This is a genomic window from Nocardia sp. NPDC055002 (assembly GCF_053608825.1).
In genome coordinates this window covers 590,014-611,035 of the sequence record NZ_JBSGWE010000002.1, presented here as the reverse complement: position 1 = coordinate 611,035, position 21,022 = coordinate 590,014, and the positions used below count along the sequence as shown (strand labels likewise).

The window sequence follows — 21,022 nt, the reverse complement described above, 5'->3', positions numbered from 1 at the left end:
GTTCTGGATGGTCTGCAGGATGATCTCGGTCAGCAATTCAGCGGCGGAACCGGCCATGACAACGCTCCTCGTAAGTCCTCATCAGGTGAAACGAACAAGTGAAGCGTGCCCTATTCACTTGCCACCGCGCAGCGTTTCGGTGAAAAAAGTGGACAGAAACGCGAAGGCCGCGCCCCACCGGGACGCGGCCTTCGCAGATCGTGACTACAGGTACTGACCGGTGTTGGACTCGGTGTCGATCGCCCGGCTGGCCGAGGCGTTCTTGCCGGTGACGAGCGTGCGGATGTAGACGATCCGCTCACCCTTCTTGCCCGAGATCCGGGCCCAGTCATCGGGATTGGTGGTGTTGGGCAGGTCCTCGTTCTCGGCGAACTCGTCGACGATCGAGTCGAACAGGTGCTGAATCCGCAGACCCGGGTTACCCGTGTCGAGCACCGACTTGATCGCGTACTTCTTCGCCCGGTCGACGATGTTCTGGATCATCGCGCCGGAGTTGAAGTCCTTGAAGTACAGGACTTCCTTGTCACCGTTGGCGTAGGTGACCTCCAGGAACCGGTTGTCGTCGCTCTCGGCGTACATCCGCTCGACGACCTTCTCGATCATCGCCTCGACGCACGCCTGCTTGTCGCCGTCGAACTCGCGCAGATCGCTCTCGTGCAGCGGCAGCGTCTCGGTGAGGTACTTCGAGAAGATGTCCTGCGCCGACTCCGCGTCGGGGCGCTCGATCTTGATCTTCACATCGAGACGGCCCGGCCGCAGGATCGCGGGGTCGATCATGTCCTCGCGGTTGGACGCACCGATCACGATGACGTTCTCGAGGCCCTCCACGCCATCGATCTCCGAAAGCAGCTGCGGCACAACGGTGGTCTCCACATCGGAGGAGACACCGGAACCACGGGTGCGGAAGATCGAGTCCATCTCGTCGAAGAACACGATCACCGGGGTGCCCTCGGAGGCCTTCTCGCGCGCACGCTGGAAGATGATCCGAATGTGACGCTCGGTCTCGCCGACGAACTTGTTGAGCAGCTCGGGGCCCTTGATGTTGAGGAAGAACGACTTGGCTTCCTTGGCATCCTGACCACGCGATTCGGCGATCTTCTTGGCGAGGGAGTTGGCCACCGCCTTGGCGATCAGCGTCTTACCGCACCCGGGGGGACCGTAGAGCAGCACACCCTTGGGCGGGCGAAGCGCGTACTCACGGAACAGATCCTTGTGCAGGAACGGCAGTTCCACCGCGTCGCGGATCTGCTCGATCTGACGGCCGAGGCCACCGATGTCGGTGTAGTCGACGTCGGGAACCTCTTCCAGCACAAGGTCTTCGACCTCGGCCTTGGGAACGCGCTCGAACGCGAAGCCCGCCTTGGTGTCGACCAGCAGCGAATCACCCGGGCGCAGTTTGCGAATCGGCGAATCGGGGTCTGCCATGTCGTCGTATTCGGCGATCTTGGACAGCGGACCCGACAGCCACACCACCCGCTCCTCGTCGGCGTGACCGACCACGAGCGCGCGTCTGCCGTCGTCGAGAATCTCACGCAGCGTGCCGATTTCGCCGATGGCGTCGAAATTTCCGGCCTCGACGACGGTGAGTGCCTCGTTGAGGCGCACGGTCTGGCCGTATTCCAGTGCGTCGGCGTCGATGTTGGGCGAGCAGGTGAGGCGCATCTTGCGACCGGAGGTGAAGACGTCGACCGTCTGATCCTCGTAGGCGTGGATGACGATGCCGTATCCGCTCGGCGGCTGGCCGAGACGATCGACTTCCTCGCGCAACGCGATCAGCTGCTGGCGCGCTTCTTTGAGCGTGTCCATCAACTTGCCGTTGCGGATGGTCAGCGAATCGATCCTGGCTTCCAATTCGCGTGCGCGATCCGGCGAATCGGCGAGTTGCCTGCGAAGAGCAGCCGACTCGGCGCGTACCGCCTCGAGCTCTCGCCAGGCCGCCGAATCCGAATTCTCGTTGGGGCTCATGATGCTGCTCCTCCCAGTCCCGGTCTATCAACGCTACCGGGCGCGGTCCGTTCTCGCTTTCCGACATGGTTTCGTCGTGATCACATCTTGTACGGTCGGTACGACATCAACCACACATTTGCACCTGTTAGGCTCCCCTAACACCCCGTACGGGGCACTCGCCCAACGAGTCGAAAGGTTGCTGTCCATGCTCCTTCCTCCCCGCACGATCCGTGTCACCGTCGCCGCCGCCGCTGCGGCGCTCGCCGTCACCGTCGGACTGACCGGTTGCGGCGATTCCGACGATTCCTCGACGAATGCCACCACGAGCAGTACCAGTATCGCGGCCGCTCCGTCCAGCGTTTCGGCAACTCCGGCACCTTCGGGTGACAACGCCGCGGCACCCACCGCCGATTCCCTGAAGGCGACGCTGATCAAGTTCGCCGATCCCGGAGTATCCACCGACGACAAGGCGAAACTGATCGTCAACGGCGACGCGCACAAGTCCAACATCGATCAGATGAACGGCATGCTCGCCGGCTACACCCTGACCTTCGCCGTCGACAACGTCGCGACCAGTGGTGACACCGCCACCGCCGATGTGACGATCACCTCTCCGCACGGCACGGCGCCCGCGTTCCCGGTCACCTGGCAGCAGGAGGGCGGCACGTGGAAGCTCTCCGACGCCAGCGGCTGCCTGCTGCTCGGCTTCGCCCAGGCCCCCTGCACGCCCGCCTGACCGATCGGCACGGCCCGGACGGTCCGCGAAGTACCACCCCGGCCGTGTCGTCGCTGTGCACCGCACGCAGGCCACAAGATCACCCGGCCTGGATCGCTCGCGGCCGGCCGGCGGGCCACACCCCCGTAGTTTCACTCAGCGAGCGGGGTAGTTCCGCGCTGTGTCGGTGGCGCGAATTCTGCGATGGTCTCTGGCATGAGCGTTGTTCCCAGTGTCGCGGTGGTCACCGCGAACACCCCGGCCGATCGTGACCGGTTCCTGGATCTGCTGCGGATCTCGTCGCTGGTGGTGGTCGTCGCCGGTCACTGCCTGATGCTGACCGTGACGGTGTCGGGCACCGAGGTCCGTTTCGGCAATGTGCTCGCCGATCTGCCGATGTTGCGCCCGCTCACCTGGGTTCTGCAGGTGCTTCCGCTGTTCTTCTTCGCGGGCGTGGCCGCGGGTGCGCGCGGCATCGGGCCGGGAACATCATGGGGCGCTTGGCTTTTCCGGCGCACCCAGCGGCTGGTCCGACCGCTCGGCTACTTCGTGGCCGCCTCGGTGGCGCTGCTGGTGGTGGCCGATCTGGTGCTCGCGCCGGGGTGGCATCGTCCGCTCGCGGTGACCAGCGTGCAGCTGCTGTGGTTTCTCGGCACGTACCTGGCGGTGCTGGCGTTCGTGCCGTCGCTCGCGGCGCTGATCACCAGCGGTGGCCGGATGTTCGCCGCGGTCGCGGTGATCGTGGCAGGCACGGCGATCGTCGACGCGGTGCGGCTCACCGGCGGGCCGAGCGAGCTCGGCTACCTCAACATGGTCGTCTGGCTGGTGCCCGCGGTGCTCGGGATCGGGTATCTGCGTGGCCTGCTGCGCCGGCGGACCGCGGCGGTCCTGGCCGGTGTGGTTCTGGTCGCCGACGCGCTCTTGGTCCTGGTCGGCCCGTACGAGGTGAGCATGGTCACCGTGCCGGGCCAACGGCTGTCGAATCTGGCGCCGCCCTCGCTGCTGCTGGCCGGGCACGCGGTGATGCTGTGCTGCGCCGCCGTCGCCGTGGCGCCCTGGCTGCGCCGTCTCGCCGCCCGCCCGCGCGTCTGGTGGTCGACCGTCATCGGCAACACCGGCGCCATGACGCTGTACCTGTGGCACATGCCCGCCCTGCTCACCGTGCTGGTACTCAGCCACCTGGCAGGCGCCGACCGCGCCGCACCCACCGAATCCGGATTCTGGCTGCTCACGGCGGTGCAGCTCACCGCGACCGCCCCACTCACCGGCGCGCTGTTCCTCGGCCTGCGTGGCCTCGAGAACACACCGCTGCGCTGGTGGGACGGGCCGGTCGCGGCAGTGCGGGGCGTCCGCTCGGCCGCCACCGTGCTGACCGTGATCGCCGCCGGGATCGCGATCCTGCAAGCCACCCGATGGGGCCTCACCGCAGACGGTGGGCTCTGGTTCGCAGGCGCGGCGGCAGCGTTGCTCGCCGCCCGCCTGCTCACCCGCGCGTGATCAGCCCTTGGACGGACGCCGCTGCGGCTTGGGCGTGACGGTGCCCTCGGCCAGCCGCCGCGCGCTCACCAGGAACGCGGTATGGCCCTGCATGCGATGCTCCGGACGCACGGCCAGGCCGACGACGTGCCAGCCACGCACCATCGACTCCCACGAGCGCGGTTCGGTCCAGCATTCCTGCTCACGCAGCGCCTCGACCACCTTCGACAACTGGGTGACGGTGGCGACGTAGACCACCAGCACCCCACCGGGAACCAGCGCCTTCGACACCGCGGGCAACGCGTCCCACGGCGCCAGCATGTCGAGCACGACGCGATCGACCTGCGGGCCCTCGTACTGCGCCACGTCGGCGATCGTGATCGACCAGTTCGCCGGCCGCTCGCCGAAGAAGGTCTCCACGTTGCGGACGGCGTGCTCGGCGTGGTCGTCGCGGATCTCGTAGGAGATCACCTCGCCCTCGGGACCGACCGCGCGCAGCAGCGAGCAGGTCAGCGCGCCCGAACCGGCGCCGGCTTCCAGCACCCGCGCGCCCGGGAACACATCGCCCTCGTGCACGATCTGGGCGGCGTCCTTGGGGTAGATCACCGCGGCGCCACGTGGCATCGACAGCACGTAGTCGGTGAGCAGCGGGCGAAGGGCCAGATACGGGGTGCCGTTGACCGACTTCACCACGGTGCCCTCGTCGTTGCCGATGAGGTCGTCGTGCTTGATGCCGCCGCGATGGGTATGGAATTCCTTACCCTCCTCGAGCACCACGGTGAAGAGGCGTCCCTTACCGTCGGTCAGCTGCACGCGGTCCCCGATAGCGAATGGACCGGTTCGTCTGGCCGTCATTGATCTCCCGTTCTTCGAATGGACCTGTCAGCCTGCCAGGCGCGGCGATCCGCGCGATCGACGGGTCAGCTATTTCGCGGCGGCCGCGCGATCGTGTCGGTGTGTGCGGTTAACCTGCGAAACATGTCAGCGCCCTTGTCCGTGCCCCTGACCGACGACACCGCCGACGCGCCGGTGCATCGGTCGCGTCCGGCGTTGTCGCCTTCGCGGGCAAGCGATTTCAAGCAGTGCCCACTGAAGTACCGGTTACGGGCGATCGATCGGGTGCCGGAACCGCCGTCGCGAGCCGCGGTACGCGGGACCGTGGTGCACGCGGTGCTGGAAGACCTGTTCGGGTTGCCCGCCGCCGAGCGTCAGCCGGCACGGGCCGCCGAGCTGGTACCGGGGGCGTGGGAGCGTGTGCGCGCGGAACGCGACGGGGTGGACGAGCTCGTCGCCGAGGGTGGGCCGGAGGCGCTGTTCGACGAAGTGCGCACGCTGGTCGCGAGCTATTACGAGCTCGAGGACCCGCGCCGATTCGAGCCGCACGCGCTCGAGGAACGGGTCGAGGTCGACCTCGACGGCGATATTCCGCTGCGCGGCTTCGTCGACCGCATCGACGTGGCGCCCAACGGCCTGCTGCGCGTGGTCGACTACAAGACCGGTCGCTCCCCCGGCCCCCTGCACGAGGCGCGAGCACTGTTCCAGCTCAAGTTCTACGCGCTGATGATCTTGCGCACCCGCGACATCGTCCCGGCCCAACTGCGCCTGATCTATCTGGCCGACAAGAACATTCTCACCTACACACCCGAGCGCGAGGAACTGGACCGCTTCCAGCGCATCCTCACCGCGCTCTGGCAGGCCATCATCGACGCGGGCCGAACCGGAGACTTCCCGCCCACTCGCAATTCGATGTGCAAGTACTGCGACTTCAAGCCCCTGTGCCCCGAGTACGGCGGCACACCCCCGCCCTATCCGGGCTGGCCGGTCCAGGCCCCGGTCCCGGCCGACCTGGTGACAGAACGTCTCCCCGAAGACGTGTGACCGCACTCACTGCGCGGGTTAAGCTACGCACACCCTATGCAACTCGTTGAATATGAGGTGAGCTGACAGATGCATCCTTTCCGCACGGCGGTCGAAGCACGAGACGAAGCGGCCATCGAGGCATTGCTGGCCGAGAATGTGGTCTTCACCAGCCCCGTCGCTTTCCAGCCCTATCCCGGCAAGGCCATCACCGCGGCCATCTTGCGCGCGGTGATCCGCGTCTTCGAAGACTTCCGCTACGTGCGCGAGATCGGCGAGGGGCGCGATCACGCCCTGGTGTTCGAGGCCACCGTGGACGGCAAGCAACTCACCGGGTGCGATTTCGTCCACCTCGACGAGGACGGCAAGATCGATGAGCTGATGGTGATGGTCCGTCCGCTGTCGGCCGCGACCGCACTGGCCGCACGGATGGGCGCGCAGTTCGAACAGATCAAGGCCGAGGCGACCGCGAGCAGCCGGGCTGATTCCTGAGGCTGCCCGCAGCGCGTACTCAGACCGCGAAGTCGCGGAACAGCAGCACCGAAAGACCAAGGCCGACAGCGAGGTTCACCACCGCCGCCGATCCGAAGACCACGATCGGCCGCCAGCCGGCTTCGCGCAGCCCGCGCAGCGAGAACTCCAGGCCGATGGAGACGAAGGCCAGGATCAGGAACCAGGTGCGCAGGTCGTTGATGACGGCGATGTGCGCGGCACCCGTCTTCTTGTCGACCGACTGCAGATACAGCGTGCCGATGATCGACGCGGCGATGAATCCGAGCACGAATTTCGGGAACCTGGCCCAGAATTCGCCGATACTCGGACGAGCGGCACCCTCGGTGCGATCCACGCGGAACGCGAACCAGGCGGTGAGAGCGATCGCCACGAGACCGATGAGCGCGTTCTGCGTGGTCTTGACGATCGTCGCGATCTGCAACGACTGCTCACCCGCCAGCGCACCCGCGGCAGCCACCGCGGCGGTGGTGTCGATATTGCCACCGATCCACGCGCCCGCCACCGCATCGGAGAGCCCGAGAACGTCGGCGAGCCAGGGCAACAGGAAGATCGAGGGCAACGCGAAGATGATCACCAGCGACGCCGCGTAGGCGATCTGCTCGCGTCGCGCCTGCACCGCACCCGCCGCCGCGATGGCCGCGCTCACCCCGCAGATCGACACCGCCGACGACAGCAGCGCCCGCAACTTGTCGTCGAGACCGAGCACCCCGCCCAGCCACCAGGTGAACCCGAAGACGATGGTGATCAACGCCAGCGCCTGCACGATCGACGGAGCGGCCGCCGTCACCAGGATCTTCAGATTGATCGAAGCGCCGAGCAGCACCACCCCGGTCTTGATGAAGAATTCGGTCCGGAACCCGGCCGAAAGCCGGTCCCGCAGGCCGATCTTGCTCAGCACCGCATTGCCGATCAACCCGATCGCGATCGCGTACACCGGATACTCGACCGTCTTCGCGACCCGCTTGAACGGCGTATCCGCGGCCCACTGCGGAACATGGGTGTCGAAGAACCGCGTCAACGCGCCCAGCGCGAGCACCAGCAGGATCCCGGCCACGATGTCGCGCGCCGTCGGCCGCGTATTCGCCTGCAACGCCGCGGTTTCCGACGTCGTCCTGACCTCCCCCATCACGGCACCAGCCAATCCGGGATCGCGCCGACCAGCACCAGGCCGATCAGGACGAGCCCGACGACGGTAGCCAACCAGTCTTCGTTCCAGCTGAATGCGCTGCCCGGCCGAGGCTCGGGTTGTGTCTGCGACACGATGACTCCTCGCTGTTCCTCATCGAGAAAACGCAAGGTAGCAACGGAATCGCGAGGGCACACCGATTGTGTTCAGCCTGAGCGGATCTCGCCGCCAGCCGCACGATAGGCTGCATGATGTTCGAGAGCGATCGAGTTCAGGGGTGGGTTCAGTGCGCATTACCGGGAAGACGCGCGCTGTCGCACTGGTGCTGATCGTGGTGGTTGCCGCGCTGGCCGGCAACGCGATCCTTGTCGAACGCGACACCCGAGCAGCCGAACCCTTCGCGGGCGGACATGTCCTGGTCCTCGACGGCCCCGACCTCAATGTGCGCGAGTACGGCCCGGCCATCGGCGAGCGGGCGGTCGTTCTGCTGCACGGCTATTCGGCCTCGATCGAATGGTGGGAACAGGTCGCCCCCGCGCTGGCGGCGGCCGGGAACCGGGTCGTGGCCATCGATCTCGTCGGACACGGCGGCTCCGAATCGACCGGCGACGACGGCGACTTCGATGCAGAGGGCCAAGCGAGGGCAGTCCTGCGTGCGTTGGACACGCTCGGTATCCGCCAGGCGGCCCTGGTCGCGCACTCCATGGGCGGACACGTCGCCACCCAGCTCGCGCAGCAGGAGCCCGGCCGCGTCGAACGGGTCGCGGTGATCGACACCCAGGGCGGTCCCGGGCTGCGTGCGATGCCGATGCTCGCGGCGCTCAACTGCGTGCCGATCGTCGGGGCGCTCTCGGACCGCTTGCGACCGATCGATGCGATCACGGATGGTTCGCTGCAGACCGCGTTCGCCGCGGACTATCCCGTTCCGGCACTGGCACATCGGTCACTCGAACGACTCACCCACCGCGGGGTATGTCGTTCGACCGCCGCCGTCGAGCTCAACGACGAACGCGCCGTGGCCGACCGTCTCGCGGCTCTGGGCAAGCCGATCCTGGTGATCTGGGGTGAGCACGACGCGCTGGCCCCGACCAATGTCGCTCGATTCGCTGAAGCCGGATTGCGCGCCCAGGTGATCGCGGGGTCCGGGCACAGCTCGCTGGTGGAGCAACCCGACGTGCTCATCGCGGTGGTGGCGCCCTTCGTCGCTCGCGCGGGCAGCTAGGCCTACTGCAGGCGACGATCCTCTTCTTCTTGCAGGCGGCGGCGCTCTTCTTCGCGCTCGACCTGCTCCTTCTCGATCTTCTCTTCGTGTTCGTTCTTGTTCGACATGTTCGCCCCGATCACTGATTGTCCGGACAAATCTGCGATTCCAGCCTACCCGCGGCGGAATGCCCGTCGGCGGCCTCGACCAGCGCATCGAAGACGGCTACCTTCGGACTGCCGGGAATCCATGGACGGTGGCCTCACCCGCGCTGCCGTCCGCTGGGTCGTCTCCACCGAGTCGAGGAGAAATAATGAACCGCACTCTGTTCAGGGCCGTCGCCCTGGCCGCCATCACGCTGGCGATGGGGACCTGTCCGACCGTCGCATCGGCAGGTTCGACAGCACAGCCAGCCGTCGTCGAGCCCCTCGTCGCCGACGCGGTGACAGCGCCGTTCGACCCGATCTGCCCGTTGTGTTTCGTGCGTGAGGCGCTCGAGAGTCTCTCGGCGAAGTAAGTTCAGGCGCCGAAAACACGAAGCCCCCCACCTGCGCGAACTCAGGTGAGGGGCTTCGGGAAGTACTGCTCAGAAGGCCCGGCAGGAGCGGATGTCGGTGGCGAGGATGGCCTTGGCGCCGAGGTCGGCGAGGCGGTCCATCAGTTCGTTGCCCTGCTTGCGGGGAACGAGGGCGCGTACGGCGACCCACTCGGGATCGGTGAGCGGCGAGACCGTCGGTGATTCCAGTCCGGGGGTGATCGCGACGGCCTGGTCGAAGAGCGACTTGGGGCAGTCGTAGTCGAGCATCAGGTACTGCTGGGCGAAGACGACGCCCTGGATGCGGTTGATGAGCTGGTTGCGGGCGCGATCGTCGCGGTCGGACCCGGTGCGTTCGATGAGGACGCCTTCGGAATCGCACAGGGACTCGCCGAACGCGACCAGGTTGTGCTGACGCAGGGTGCGCCCGGATCCGACGACGTCGGCGATGGCGTCGGCGACACCGAGCTGGATCGAGATCTCGACCGCGCCGTCGAGGCGGATCACCTCGGCGTCGATGCCGAAGCGGGCGAGGTCGGCGCGGACCAGGTTCGGGTAGGAGGTGGCGATGCGCTTGCCCGCCAGATCCTCGACCTTCCAGTCCTCGCCGGCGGGGGCGGCGTAGCGGAAGCTCGAGCGGCCGAAACCGAGCGACAGCCGCTCGCTCACCGGGGAACCGGAGTCGAGGGCCAGATCACGGCCGGTGATGCCGAGGTCGAGCTCACCGGAGCCGACGTAGATGGCGATGTCCTTGGGGCGCAGGAAGAAGAACTCGACCTGATTGGCGGGGTCGAGAACGGTGAGATCGCGGGAATCGGTCCGTTTGCGGTATCCGGCCTCGCTCAGGATGGAGGTGGCGGCTTCCGACAGCGAACCCTTGTTGGGAACTGCGACGCGCAACATGGGAATGGGGTCCTTTCGGGGAAGTGAGAAACGTGTCGATCGAGACGGATCAGCCGTCACAGATGTCGGTACACGTCCTCGAGCTTCAGCCCGCGACCCAGCATCATCACCTGGACCCAGTACAGCAGCTGGGAGATCTCCTCGGCGAGCGCTTCATCGCTCTCGTGCTCGGCGGCCAGCCAGATCTCGCCGGCCTCCTCCAGGACCTTCTTGCCCTGGAAATGAACGCCTGCGTCCAGCGCGGCCACGGTGCCAGAGCCCTCGGGACGGGTCTGGGCACGCTCGGTCAGCTCGGCGAACAGGGATTCGAAGTTCTTCACGAGTAGAGATTGTTTCATACCCGACCCAGCGGTTTTCCCGGCGCACCGCGCGGTGCGGCACGCCGGGAAACGATCACGCCGGTTGAGCGAGCAGTTCGCGCAGGTCGGCTACGGCGGTGCGCAGGTGATCGGCGAAGGCGTACATCTGGTCGGACACCGATTTGGGGGTGGCCAGGTAGATGTTCCACCGATCCGGCAGCAGCACGTAGGCGATGCCGATGCAGCGCGGGCTGGTCGAGCCGAAGCCGAAGTAGCGGATGTACTTCGACGGGGCCGAGCTGGTCGAGAGGTAGTCGTCGCGCATGACCGTCCAGCCGGGACTGTCGAACAGCGCGATCCGCTCATCGGCGACGCCGAGCTGTTCGCCGCGGCGGCGCTGGATCCATTCCAGTTCCCACAGGTGCTGCTCGGGCGCCTGCCCGGCTTGGCATTCCTTGGCCCGCGCGACGTGGGCGGACGCGGCGGTGCGCGCCGCGGCCAGCTTGGTGGCGGAGTCGGCGTCGTCGGACACCATCGCGTCGACGAACGCCACCATTTCCGGGGTCACCACGCGCATGGCCTCGGTGCGGCCGTTGCGGAACTGCCGGGTGGCGATGGATTCGTAGGTGGCGCCGGTGAGCCCCTTGCTGCGCCGGTGGGCGAGCTGGTAGCTGAGCTGAGCGAAGGCATCGGGTGAGATGCCCAGCTTCTTGGCCTCGCCGGTGCCGAAGTCGTCGAACGACACCAGCGAGGTGGCCGTGTCGGCGGCGAAGCGGGCGAAGTCGGCGCCCGCCGCGGCGATGTCGGCGCGCGCGGCGGAGTCGAGCACGAACTCGATCGGCTCCACCGAGGGCAGCCCCTGCGACTGCGCGCCGCTGGTCGCCGCGTGATCCTGGGCGGTCCGCTCGAGCAGCGCGTCGACGAACGACAGCACGGTGGTGCCGTCGAGTCCGCAGTGCTCGATATTGATGCCGGCCTGGCCGTCGGCGAAGACGATGAACGACACCGACTTGTCGAAGTAGCGGTTGCCGCTGTCACCGTGGAGCAGCTGATCGCAGGCGTGCAGTTCGTCGCGCGGGGCGAAGTCTTCCAGGCACACCGAGAACAGCGCCGTCTCCACCGCGTCGAAGGCCTCGACATTGGCGGGCTCGGTGCGCAGCACTTCCCGGCTGCGCGCCCATGCCGCACGGGCCTTCGTGGTGAGATGGCCGACCGAAGTGTCGGTCGCGGCGGGCTTGGTGCCGCCCTTGATCACCGCGCGCAGCCCGTCGACCACGTCGTCGAACGCGTACGGCGCGCCGTCGGGTCCGATGACATCCATCCGGAAGATGTTGCCGCGGTAGAAGACCGCGATGTGCCGGGCATCCGAGGGGCCAGGCCATTCCGGGCTGTAGGGCTTGCGGACGCTGTCCTGGATCTCGCCGGGAATCCGGGTCTCGGAGAACAGGTACTTGTTCTGCCACATCGACAGCGCCTGCCCGCGCTGGGTCACCGGTGGGATCTTCTCCGCGTCCAATGCCAGCTTGTAATCGACTGCCGCCCCGATGATCGCGGCGGCCCGCTCGGCCTGCCCGGCGACGGTCGACGCCGCCAGCGGGGTGTCGTCACGGAACAGGAACACGAAGTTGGCGTTCAGCGCGATCCGGTCCCGACGGCCCAGATACCGGGACGGCCAGAATTCGTCGAGCCAGCTACCGACGCCGGGGGTGGCGTCGTAGTCGGCGAGGGCGGCGTGCAGCGCGCGCCCGGCCCCACCGGGGCGCAGCAGCTCAGCTACCGCGCCCTCGGTGGTGGCGTAATCTTCGGCGCCGAGCAGGGGCTGACACCACTGCAGGAACCGCGCGCAACTGTCGTCCAGACTCGGCAGCGGTACCCGGGGCAGCGTGTCTTCGGCGGCGAACGTGGGTTGGTTCAATCCAAGTCCTCAGGTCTCGATGGGATGCGGGCGGGACAGGAACAGGTTGGCGTAGAGCCAGCCTTCGGCTTCGTGGTCGGTGGTGTCGATTCCCTTGGCCGCCAACGCATCCAGCACTTGTTCACGTTCCTGCGACGAGGCGAACCTCCGCTGCTGGAACATACCGGGACGTTGCTCGCTGCGGTAGCCGAGCGCGGCCAGTTCCTCGGCGATGGGACCGAAATCGAACATCCGCAACACGAAATGCGCCATCCACGGTCGCTTGCGCGGATCTGCTTGGGCGACCCTGGACAGGGTTTTCTCGGTGATGTAGCCGACGCATCCGGTGGAGATCACCAGATCGGCGGAGGCCAGCACACGGCGCTGCGCCTCGGTGGGCTCGGTGGCCTCGAGGTCGGCGTGCACGTAGTCGTGCAGGAGTCCGGCGGCGTGGGCGTAGGTCAGCGCCGGGCGTGCGGCGTCCATCCCGATGAAGCGTACGTCGGGCATCAGATCGCCGCGCAACCGCTCCCGGTCGGCGGCGATCAGCCCGATCTTGTCGGTGTCGACGTGATCACGGTAGTGCCCGGCCAATTCGTCGACGGTGGTGTCGGTGCGCAGCAGTGCCGCGTTCACCCCGTAGGAGCACCCGAGGTCGAGCACCGTCGGGATCCGGCCCGGCCGAGCGGCCCGCAGCTGGCGCAGCTGCTCGGCGAAGTGCGGCTTCGCCAGTTCCGGGATCCGGTAGTCCAGCTCGTTCATCCGTGCGAAGTACGCACGCGGATCCGGACTTTCGTAGATGTCGTCGAAGGATGCTTTGCCTGTGGTGTGCAACGGAACGGACATGGGCGGTTCCTCTCAGTCGAGCAGTCGGTCACCTCGGACGGCGTCGGCCGCGGCGGCCACATGGTCGGGCAGGACACGGCCGAACAACTGCCTGGTGCGTTCGACCGTGCCGATCACCCCTGGACGGTCCGTGTAGGCGAAAATCGCCGAATGTCGTTGGCTCGCACCGGCCACCTCGGTGACGCGGTGCAGAGAGAAACGGCCCTTGAACAGCTGCAGATCGCCGGGGCGCAGTTCCAGCGCGCGAATGAACCGGGTGCCGTCACCGGTGAGCACGGCGCGCACGTCGTCGAGGTGCTCAGCGTGCGGGTCGCGGATATTGGGGCAGTACTCGAACACGCCGCCGGCGTCGGGCTTGCGCGTGAGCATGCTCACGGTGAATTCGTTGGTGTCGAAATGCCACGGATGCGACATCCCCGGCTCGACCACGTTCAGGCACAAACCTGCCAGTGGGTCGGCGAATTCGTGCAGATCCTCGAGTTCGAAACAGTCGGCGACGAAGCGCTGGAACACCGGGTCGGTGTAGAGGCGCTGGATCAGCGCCTCGGCCGGGATCCGGTCGCGGGCCACGAACGCGTTACCGCGATCGAGCACGATCCGCGCCGGATGGCCGGCGGGCAGGTCGGCGTCGAGGGGAATGTTGTAGGCGTTGACCCGCTCCACCTTGTAGTGGGCGTGCGGTGCGATCGCCTCCCCCTCGGCGCGCAGCGTATCGAGCAGCTGCGGGCGAATGAACTCGCGCAGCACCGTACACCCGTCCTCGGCCAGCCCGGCGCGGGCGGCGTCGACAGCCGCCTGCCTGCCCGAACCACCGAGATCGGTGAGTGGATACCGTGCGATGTCGACGATTTCGTCAAGCCCCCGCGTGCCCGTCATGTACCCAGTTTGCGGGAATATTCGGGCGAGCGCCCGTGGTTTCGACAAATCGGGCATATCCCGGGAAGATCACAATCGGGCGAAATCAACTGTGCGGCAACAGTTTTCGTAGATTCAACCTGGGTTTCGGTACTATCACGGTAGGCTATTACGCCCTATCACGCTCCGCTGTCGAAAGATTCACACGCGTGCGTCGAGTGCGACTCGCAGATCATCCACCGACAAACCGATCAGCGACTCCCGGAATACCCGCCCCGGCGCCTCGGGAACCGCGATCTCGCACGGAATCACAATCAGACCGCAACCCGCGCCCTGTGCCGCGAGCGAACCGGTCGGCGAGTCCTCGATCGCGACACAGTCACCCGGGTCGACCCCGAGCAGTTCCGCGGCGCGGCGGTAGACGGCCGGATCGGGCTTGCCGTGGGCCACCTCGTCACCGCAGACGGAGGTGTCGAAGAAGTCGCGGCCGAGGGTGTCGAGGCCGTATTCGGTGAGCGAGCGCTTGGTGTTGGTCACCAGCGCGGACTTGATGCCCGCCTCGCGCACCATCGCCAGCGCATCCTTGGCGCCGGGACGCCACGGGATCGGGCCGAGCATCAGCTCGGTGACCCGGCGCTCCAGGAACTCCCCCGCCTCGACGATCGTCTGCGGCGACGGGTCGAGGCCGATACCGTCGAAGAGCATCCGCAGCGCGTTGGGGCCGGAGGCGCCGATCAGGGCGTGGCGGACCTCGTCGGTCAGCTCGCGACCGTGTTCGCGGGCCAGTTCACGAACCGCGATGTCCCACAGCTTCTCCGAATCGAGCAGCGTGCCGTCCATGTCCCACAGCACCGCGGCCGGTCGCGCGCTCACCTGTTACTCGCCTCGTTCTCGTCACACATCGCCGAAATGCCCGGCGCTCGCCGGACCCCGTTCAGGGTAACGGGTCCGCCTCAGACGCCCGATCCGGCGATCTGCAGGTTGCCCGCGTCGCCGGAGACCTGGATCCACCGGTTCTCCGAGGTCACGGTGCCATTGGCGAGCTGATAGGTGAGCGTGACGACCGCGCGGTTCGGCCCGCTGGGGGTGATCGAGCCGACAGTCACCGACCGCACCGACGACCAGAACGACGAGTACTGCCCGAACCCGCCGGTCTGCGCCTGGTAGCCGGGAGCGAGCTGCGCCCACGCCCCGCCGATATTGCCGGGCAGCATGCCGTAGTACCCGGCGATGAACTGGTTGATCCGGTCCGGGGTCGGTGGACCGAACGGCGTGGTGGTGATGGTCGTGCTGGCCGGTTTCGAGGTGGTGGGGGTGGGCTTGGCGGACGTGCTGGTCGGGGTCGCACCGGTGCTCGTCGCACCGCCCGGCAGGGCCTCGGGCGGGGCGGACACGGTGATCGTTTCCTGCTCGGGCACGATGACGACCGTGCTCACCTTGCCGTCGACCACGGTGGTGACGGTGACCGGCGATGCCGGGACCTGCGCCTGCTGATCGGAGTCACCGCCCCGGTCACGGGTGACCACCAGCACCACCAGCATCACCGTGAAGGCGGCGACGGCCGCGGCCAACAGCAGCACGGCGCGGCTGTTGTTCGCGCGGTCGGTGCGCGACGGCGGGGCGGGGAACGCGGGGTGCAGGCCGGAGCCGTTTGTCGGCCCGGCTGCGGCCTCGGCGCGCAGCTGCGCCTGGGCACCGGCGCGTTCGACACCGTCCGCGGCCGAGGACACGGCGTCGCGCGGCCGAACGAGGCCGGGATCGCCCGCCGCTGCCTGCCGCACCGCGCCTGCCTGCCCGACCCCGCCTGCCGCCGCTCGGTCGCTTGCCCCATCCGCTCGGCCCGCGGCGTTGCCGCCCGCGCCGGACGCCGCACCCCCGCTCACGTCGGACGCATGCGGCACGCCGGTCGAATTTCGGCCCGAGATGGCCGAGCGGGCAGCCTTGGCCTTCGCGAGACCGCTGCCGAACAACGCTGCCGCGCCCGACTTCGCCGGTGCGCCCCCGTTCGCGGGTGCGCCGGCCGACGGAGTCGGCGTCGTGGCCGCCTCGCTCATCGGCAGAATCTTCGTGGCCGAGGCGGGCAGCGCCGGAACACGGCCCGCCGCGACGTCTTCCAGCGCGACCCGGGCCTGCGCCATCGTCGGCCGGTCGTCGGCGGAAGCGGTCAGCAGCCACATCAGGACCGGGGCGAGCGGGCCCGCGTTCTTCGGCTCGGGCACCACACCGCGCGCGACGGCGTGCAGCACAGCCAGGGGGTTGTCGCCCTCACCGAACGGCGGGGCGCCTTCGGAGGCGGCGTACAGCGTCGAGCCGAGAGCGAACACGTCGGCGGCGGGTTTCGGGTTGTCGCCGCGCGCGATCTCGGGCGCCAGATAGGCGGGGGTGCCCGCCAGGAAGCCGGTGGCGGTGACGGTGACGTCGCCGGTCGCGTGCGAGATGCCGAAGTCGGTGAGTTTGACCGTGCCGTCGTCGCCGACGAGCAGGTTGGCCGGTTTCACATCCCGGTGCATGATCCCGGCGTCGTGCGCGGCGGACAGCGCCGCGGCGGCCTGGGCGCCGATCCCCGCCACCTCGATCGGCGGCAACGTCACCCCACCCGCCAGCTTCACCGCGAGGCTCGGCGCGTTCATGTATTCCATGACCAGCCACGGCTGGCCGTCCTCTTCGGCCACATCGAAGACGGTGATGGCGTTGGGATGGTGCAGACGGGCCGCGATCCGGCCCTCCCGCATCGCGCGCAGTTTTCCTTCGAGTGCTTGCGTACCGGTGAGACCGGGTGCGAGCAGCACTTGCTTCACCGCGACGGTGCGCCGCAGCCGGACATCGGTGGCGCGCCACACGACTCCCATCGCGCCCGTGCCGATCGGGTCGGTGAGTCGATAGCGTCCCGCGATCAACCGATCCGATGTCATATCGTGTGCCCCTCCTGCTTACCGCTGAGTCGTCTCGCCCTCCGCGCCACAGCGGGATGAAACTTTCGAAAATCCTACGTGCTGAACTGCTTCGATCCTGTTGCGGGACAGCCCGGTCCATGGACCCAGCGCCACATCGTGACCAGACTCACATGCGCCGCAACGACAATCGGACCGGTCCGCGGGACCGGTCCGATCTGCCGACGCGTGTATCTCTGTGCCTGCAGTCTCTCAGGCGTTGAAGTATTTCGCCTCCGGATGCAGCAGCACGAACGCGTCCGTCGACTGTTCGGGGTGCAACTGCAGTTCCTCCGACAGCGTCACCCCGACCCGGCCCGCGTCGAGCAGGTCGACCAGCTTGGCACGATCTTCCAGGTCAGGGCAGGCACCGTAGCCGAAGGAGTAGCGAGCGCCCCGGTAGCCGAGCTTGAAGTAGTCCTGGATGTCGGCGGGATCGTCGGCGGCGACGGACTTGCCGTCGACGGTCAGTTCCTCACGCACCCGGCGATGCCAGTACTCGGCCAGCGCCTCGGTGAGCTGCACACCGATGCCGTGTACCTCGAGGTAGTCACGGTAGTCGTCGGCGGCGAACAACGCGTTCGCGAAGTCGGCGATCGGCTGACCCATCGTCACCAGCTGGAACGGCAACACGTCGACCTGTCCGGTCGCACGAGCCTGCTCGCGCGAGCGGATGAAGTCGGCGATGCACAGGAACCTGTCGCGCTGCTGACGCGGGAAGGTGAACCGATACCGTTCCGGCGCATCCGGATTCGGCTCGGTCAGCACGATGACCTCGTCACCCTCCGACACCGCCGGGAAGTACCCGTAGACCAGGGCCGCGTGCTGGAGCACACCCTCGGTGGCGAGCCGGTCGAGCCAGGCGCGCAATCGCGGCCGGCCCTCGGTCTCCACCAGGTCCTCATAGGTCGGCCCGTCCCCGGCACGCTGACCGCGCAGACCCCACTGGCCGAGGAACAGTGCCCGCTCGTCGAGCAGACCCGAATACTCCGCCAGCGGCAGACCCTTGATCACCCGGGTACCCCAGAACGGCGGCGTCGGCACGGGCAGATCCGTGGCCACATCGGAGCGTTCGGGCACCACGATCGGCGCCTCGGCGGCCTTGCGCTCGGCCGCGATCCGCTTGGACCGCTCATGACGCGCCTTGCGCTCGGCGGCCTTCTCCTTGGCGGCGATCGCCGCCGGGCTGTCCGGGTCGATCCCGCCGCCACGCTTGACGGTCATGATCTCGTCCATCAACCGCAGGCCCTCGAAGGCGTCGCGGGCGTAGTACACGTCGCCGTCGTAGACCGCGGTGAGGTCGTTCTCCACATAGGAACGAGTCAGCGCGGCGCCACCGAGCAGCACCGGGAACTGTTCGGCGACACCCTTGGAGTTGAGTTCGCCGAGGTTCTCCTTCATCACCACGGTCGACTTCACCAGCAGCCCGGACATGCCGATCACGTCGGCCTTCTTGTCCTGCGCGGCGTCGAGAATGGTCGCGATGGGCTGCTTGATGCCGAGGTTCACCACCTCGTAGCCGTTGTTGGACAAGATGATGTCGACCAGGTTCTTGCCGATGTCGTGGACATCGCCCTTCACCGTGGCCAGCACGATCCGGCCCTTACCCGCGTCGTCGGTGGCTTCCATGTGCGGTTCCAGGTGCGCGACAGCGGTTTTCATCACCTCGGCCGACTGCAACACGAACGGCAGCTGCATCTGGCCCGAACCGAACAGTTCACCGACGGTCTTCATGCCCGAGAGCAGGGTCTCGTTGATGATCTGCAGCGGCGGCACGGTCTGCATCGCCTCGTCGAGATCGTCACCGAGACCGTTGCGTTCACCGTCGACGATGCGCCGCTCGAGACGCTCGAACAAGGGCAGCAGCGCCATTTCCTCGGCGCGCGAGGCCTTCGACGAGGCCGTCGAGACACCCTCGAACAACGCCATCAGCTTCTGCAGCGGGTCGTAGTCCTCGGTGCGGCGGTCATAGATCAGATCGAGAGCCACCTGCTGGTGCTCGTCGGGGATCCGGCTCATCGGCAGGATCTTCGACGCGTGCACGATCGCCGAATCCAGTCCCGCTTCGACACATTCGTGCATGAACACCGAGTTCAGCACCTGCCGGGCGGCCGGGTTCAGACCGAAGGAGATATTCGACAGGCCCAGGGTGGTCTGCACCTGCGGGCGGCGGCGCTTGAGCTCGCGGATGGCCTTGATCGTCTCCTCGCCGTCCTTGCGCGACTCCTCCTGCCCGGTGCCCAGGGTGAACGTCAGGGTGTCGATGATGATGTCGGACTCGGCCAGGCCCCAGTTGCCGGTGATGTCGTCGATGAGCCGCTCGGCGATCGCGACCTTGTGATCGGCCGTGCGAGCCTGACCCTCTTCGTCGATGGTCAGCGCGACGACGGCGGCACCGTGCTCGGAGACCAGCCGCATGATCTGCTGGAACCGCGAATCCGGGCCCGCGCCGTCCTCGTAGTTCACCGAGTTCACCGCACACCGGCCACCCAGGTGCTGCAGACCCGCCTGCAACACCGGCACCTCGGTGGAGTCGAGCATGATCGGCAGCGTCGAGGCGGTGGCCAGCCGTGAGGCCAGCTCGTTCATGTCGTCGGCACCGTCGCGGCCCACGTAGTCGACGCAGAGGTCGAGCATGTGCGCGCCGTCGCGGGTCTGGTCCTTGGCGATCTCGAGGCACCGCTGCCAGTCGGCGGCCAGCATCGCGTCACGGAAAGCCTTGGAGCCGTTGGCATTGGTGCGCTCGCCGATCATCATGATCGACGCGTCCTGCTCGAACGGCACCGCGGTGTACATGCTCGAGACGGCAGGCTCGTGCTCGGGGTGGCGCCGATCCTCGATCGCGGGCAGCGTCTTCTCGACCTCGCGCACCGCCTCGGCGACCTGGCGAATGTGCTCCGGGGTGGTACCACAGCAGCCACCGACCAGCGAGAGCCCGAACTCGGACACGAACCCGCTCATCGCGACGGCGAGCTCTTCGGGGGTGAGCGGGTACTCGGCGCCGTTGGCACCGAGCACGGGCAGACCGGCGTTCGGCATCACCGACACCGGGATGGTGGCGTGGCGCGACAGGTGCCGCAGGTGCTCACTCATCTCCGCGGGGCCGGTCGCGCAGTTCAGCCCGATCATGTCGATACCGAGCGGTTCCAGCGCGGTGAGCGCCGCGCCGATCTCACTGCCGACCAGCATGGTGCCGGTGGTCTCCACGGTGACGTGGGTGATGATCGGGATCCGGCGGCCCGCCGCGATCATCGCCCGGCGGCTGCCGGTGATCGCCGCCTTGACCTGGAGCAGGTCCTGGCAGGTCTCGATAAGGATGGCGTCGGCACCGCCGTCGAGCATGCCGAGCGCGGCTTCGGTGTAGGCGTCGCGCAGCGAGACGAACGGCGCGTGGCCCAGGGTCGGCAGCTTCGTGCCGGGGCCCATCGAGCCGAGGACATAGCGCGGGGTGCCGTCGGCGGACGGACCCATCTCGTCGGCGACATCGCGGGCGATGCGGGTGCCGCGCTCGGACAGATCGCGGATCCGATCCTGGATGTCGTAGTCGGCGAGGTTGGGCAGGTTGCAGCCGAAGGTGTTGGTCTCCACCGCATCCGCGCCCGCGGCGAAGTAGGCGCGGTGAATCTCGGCGAGCACATCCGGGCGGGTGTCGTTGAGGATCTCGTTGCATCCCTCGAGGCCGCGGAAGTCGTCGAGCGACAGATCCGCGGCCTGCAACATCGTGCCCATCGCGCCGTCGCCGATGACGACACGCCGCCGCAGCGTGTCGAGGAGCGTGGTATCGAACCCGGTGGGCAAGGACGCAGACATGATTCAAGACTAGAGGGCACCCCCGACGAACGAGACCACTGTGGGTGAATCGAGTGGCCTGCGCCACTGTTCCCGGTGGAAACACGCAACACCGTCGGTCACCGCAAAACAATTC

General features: G+C 67.5%; 18 protein-coding genes. 6 read left to right on the top strand and 12 right to left on the bottom strand.

Annotated features, from left to right (window positions below; all coding sequences use genetic code 11):
* Positions 1 to 204: 204 nt before the first annotated feature.
* A complete protein-coding gene (gene arc / locus ACWF99_RS10030) occupies positions 205 to 1,965 on the bottom strand; it encodes a proteasome ATPase (RefSeq protein WP_056809924.1) in 1,761 nt (586 codons plus the stop codon).
* Between the two features lie 187 nt (positions 1,966 to 2,152).
* Here arc and ACWF99_RS10025 point away from each other — a divergent pair, with 187 nt between their 5' ends.
* Positions 2,153 to 2,683, top strand: coding sequence for a hypothetical protein (locus ACWF99_RS10025; RefSeq protein WP_378627413.1), 531 nt, complete (start codon positions 2,153 to 2,155; stop codon positions 2,681 to 2,683).
* Positions 2,684 to 2,878: 195 nt separating this feature from the next.
* On the top strand, positions 2,879 to 4,159 hold the full coding sequence (locus tag ACWF99_RS10020; protein ID WP_452535636.1) for an acyltransferase family protein: 1,281 nt from the start codon (positions 2,879 to 2,881) through the stop codon (positions 4,157 to 4,159).
* Here ACWF99_RS10020 and ACWF99_RS10015 read toward each other — a convergent pair whose 3' ends face one another.
* Positions 4,160 to 4,993, bottom strand: a complete 834-nt coding sequence (locus ACWF99_RS10015) for a tRNA (adenine-N1)-methyltransferase (RefSeq protein WP_358121145.1) — start codon at positions 4,991 to 4,993, stop codon at positions 4,160 to 4,162.
* Between the two features lie 123 nt (positions 4,994 to 5,116).
* Here ACWF99_RS10015 and ACWF99_RS10010 point away from each other — a divergent pair, with 123 nt between their 5' ends.
* Complete coding sequence (locus tag ACWF99_RS10010) at positions 5,117 to 6,016, top strand: RecB family exonuclease (protein ID WP_378627409.1); 900 nt, start codon at positions 5,117 to 5,119, stop codon at positions 6,014 to 6,016.
* 69 nt (positions 6,017 to 6,085) lie between these two features.
* Entirely contained in the window at positions 6,086 to 6,487 is a 402-nt protein-coding gene (locus ACWF99_RS10005) for a nuclear transport factor 2 family protein (protein ID WP_358182305.1), read from the top strand.
* A 19-nt stretch (positions 6,488 to 6,506) separates the two neighbouring features.
* On the opposite strand, the gene ACWF99_RS10000 is transcribed toward ACWF99_RS10005, so the two are convergent.
* Positions 6,507 to 7,634 carry a YeiH family protein gene (locus ACWF99_RS10000; RefSeq protein ID WP_452535635.1) on the bottom strand — a complete coding sequence of 376 codons (1,128 nt, stop codon included), beginning with the start codon at positions 7,632 to 7,634 and terminating at the stop codon, positions 6,507 to 6,509.
* Complete coding sequence (locus tag ACWF99_RS09995) at positions 7,634 to 7,768, bottom strand: hypothetical protein (RefSeq protein WP_266290015.1); 135 nt, start codon at positions 7,766 to 7,768, stop codon at positions 7,634 to 7,636. The genes ACWF99_RS10000 and ACWF99_RS09995 overlap by 1 nt, the downstream gene beginning before the upstream one ends.
* A 152-nt stretch (positions 7,769 to 7,920) precedes the next feature.
* On the opposite strand from ACWF99_RS09995, the gene ACWF99_RS09990 reads away from it, so the two are divergent.
* The gene (locus ACWF99_RS09990; protein ID WP_452535634.1) at positions 7,921 to 8,856 is read left to right on the top strand and encodes an alpha/beta fold hydrolase; all 936 of its coding nucleotides are present in this window, start codon (positions 7,921 to 7,923) and stop codon (positions 8,854 to 8,856) included.
* A gap of 292 nt (positions 8,857 to 9,148) precedes the next feature.
* Positions 9,149 to 9,352, top strand: coding sequence for a hypothetical protein (locus ACWF99_RS09985; RefSeq protein ID WP_378627403.1), 204 nt, complete (start codon positions 9,149 to 9,151; stop codon positions 9,350 to 9,352).
* 69 nt (positions 9,353 to 9,421) lie between these two features.
* Here the strand turns inward: ACWF99_RS09985 and hisG are convergent, their stop codons facing one another.
* The 8 genes from hisG to metH all read right to left on the bottom strand — a co-directional run bounded on the left by hisG (position 9,422) and on the right by metH (position 20,907).
* A complete protein-coding gene (gene hisG / locus ACWF99_RS09980) occupies positions 9,422 to 10,273 on the bottom strand; it encodes an ATP phosphoribosyltransferase (protein ID WP_378627402.1) in 852 nt (283 codons plus the stop codon).
* A 56-nt stretch (positions 10,274 to 10,329) separates the two neighbouring features.
* Positions 10,330 to 10,611, bottom strand: a complete 282-nt coding sequence (locus tag ACWF99_RS09975; RefSeq protein ID WP_174562637.1) for a phosphoribosyl-ATP diphosphatase — start codon at positions 10,609 to 10,611, stop codon at positions 10,330 to 10,332.
* A gap of 55 nt (positions 10,612 to 10,666) precedes the next feature.
* Positions 10,667 to 12,487: a choline/carnitine O-acyltransferase gene (locus ACWF99_RS09970; protein WP_378627399.1), complete on the bottom strand. Its 1,821-nt coding sequence runs from the start codon at positions 12,485 to 12,487 to the stop codon at positions 10,667 to 10,669.
* 9 nt (positions 12,488 to 12,496) lie between these two features.
* Positions 12,497 to 13,312, bottom strand: coding sequence for a class I SAM-dependent methyltransferase (locus ACWF99_RS09965; RefSeq protein ID WP_378627397.1), 816 nt, complete (start codon positions 13,310 to 13,312; stop codon positions 12,497 to 12,499).
* A 12-nt stretch (positions 13,313 to 13,324) separates the two neighbouring features.
* On the bottom strand, positions 13,325 to 14,188 hold the full coding sequence (locus tag ACWF99_RS09960) for a HalD/BesD family halogenase (RefSeq protein WP_378627394.1): 864 nt from the start codon (positions 14,186 to 14,188) through the stop codon (positions 13,325 to 13,327).
* 180 nt (positions 14,189 to 14,368) lie between these two features.
* Positions 14,369 to 15,040 (bottom strand): HAD family hydrolase, encoded by a 672-nt coding sequence (locus ACWF99_RS09955; RefSeq protein ID WP_452535633.1) that lies wholly within the window; start codon positions 15,038 to 15,040, stop codon positions 14,369 to 14,371.
* An 80-nt stretch (positions 15,041 to 15,120) separates the two neighbouring features.
* Positions 15,121 to 17,079, bottom strand: a complete 1,959-nt coding sequence (locus ACWF99_RS09950; protein ID WP_452535632.1) for a serine/threonine-protein kinase — start codon at positions 17,077 to 17,079, stop codon at positions 15,121 to 15,123.
* A gap of 231 nt (positions 17,080 to 17,310) precedes the next feature.
* Entirely contained in the window at positions 17,311 to 20,907 is a 3,597-nt protein-coding gene (gene metH / locus ACWF99_RS09945) for a methionine synthase (protein ID WP_452535631.1), read from the bottom strand.
* Positions 20,908 to 21,022: the final 115 nt, after the last annotated feature.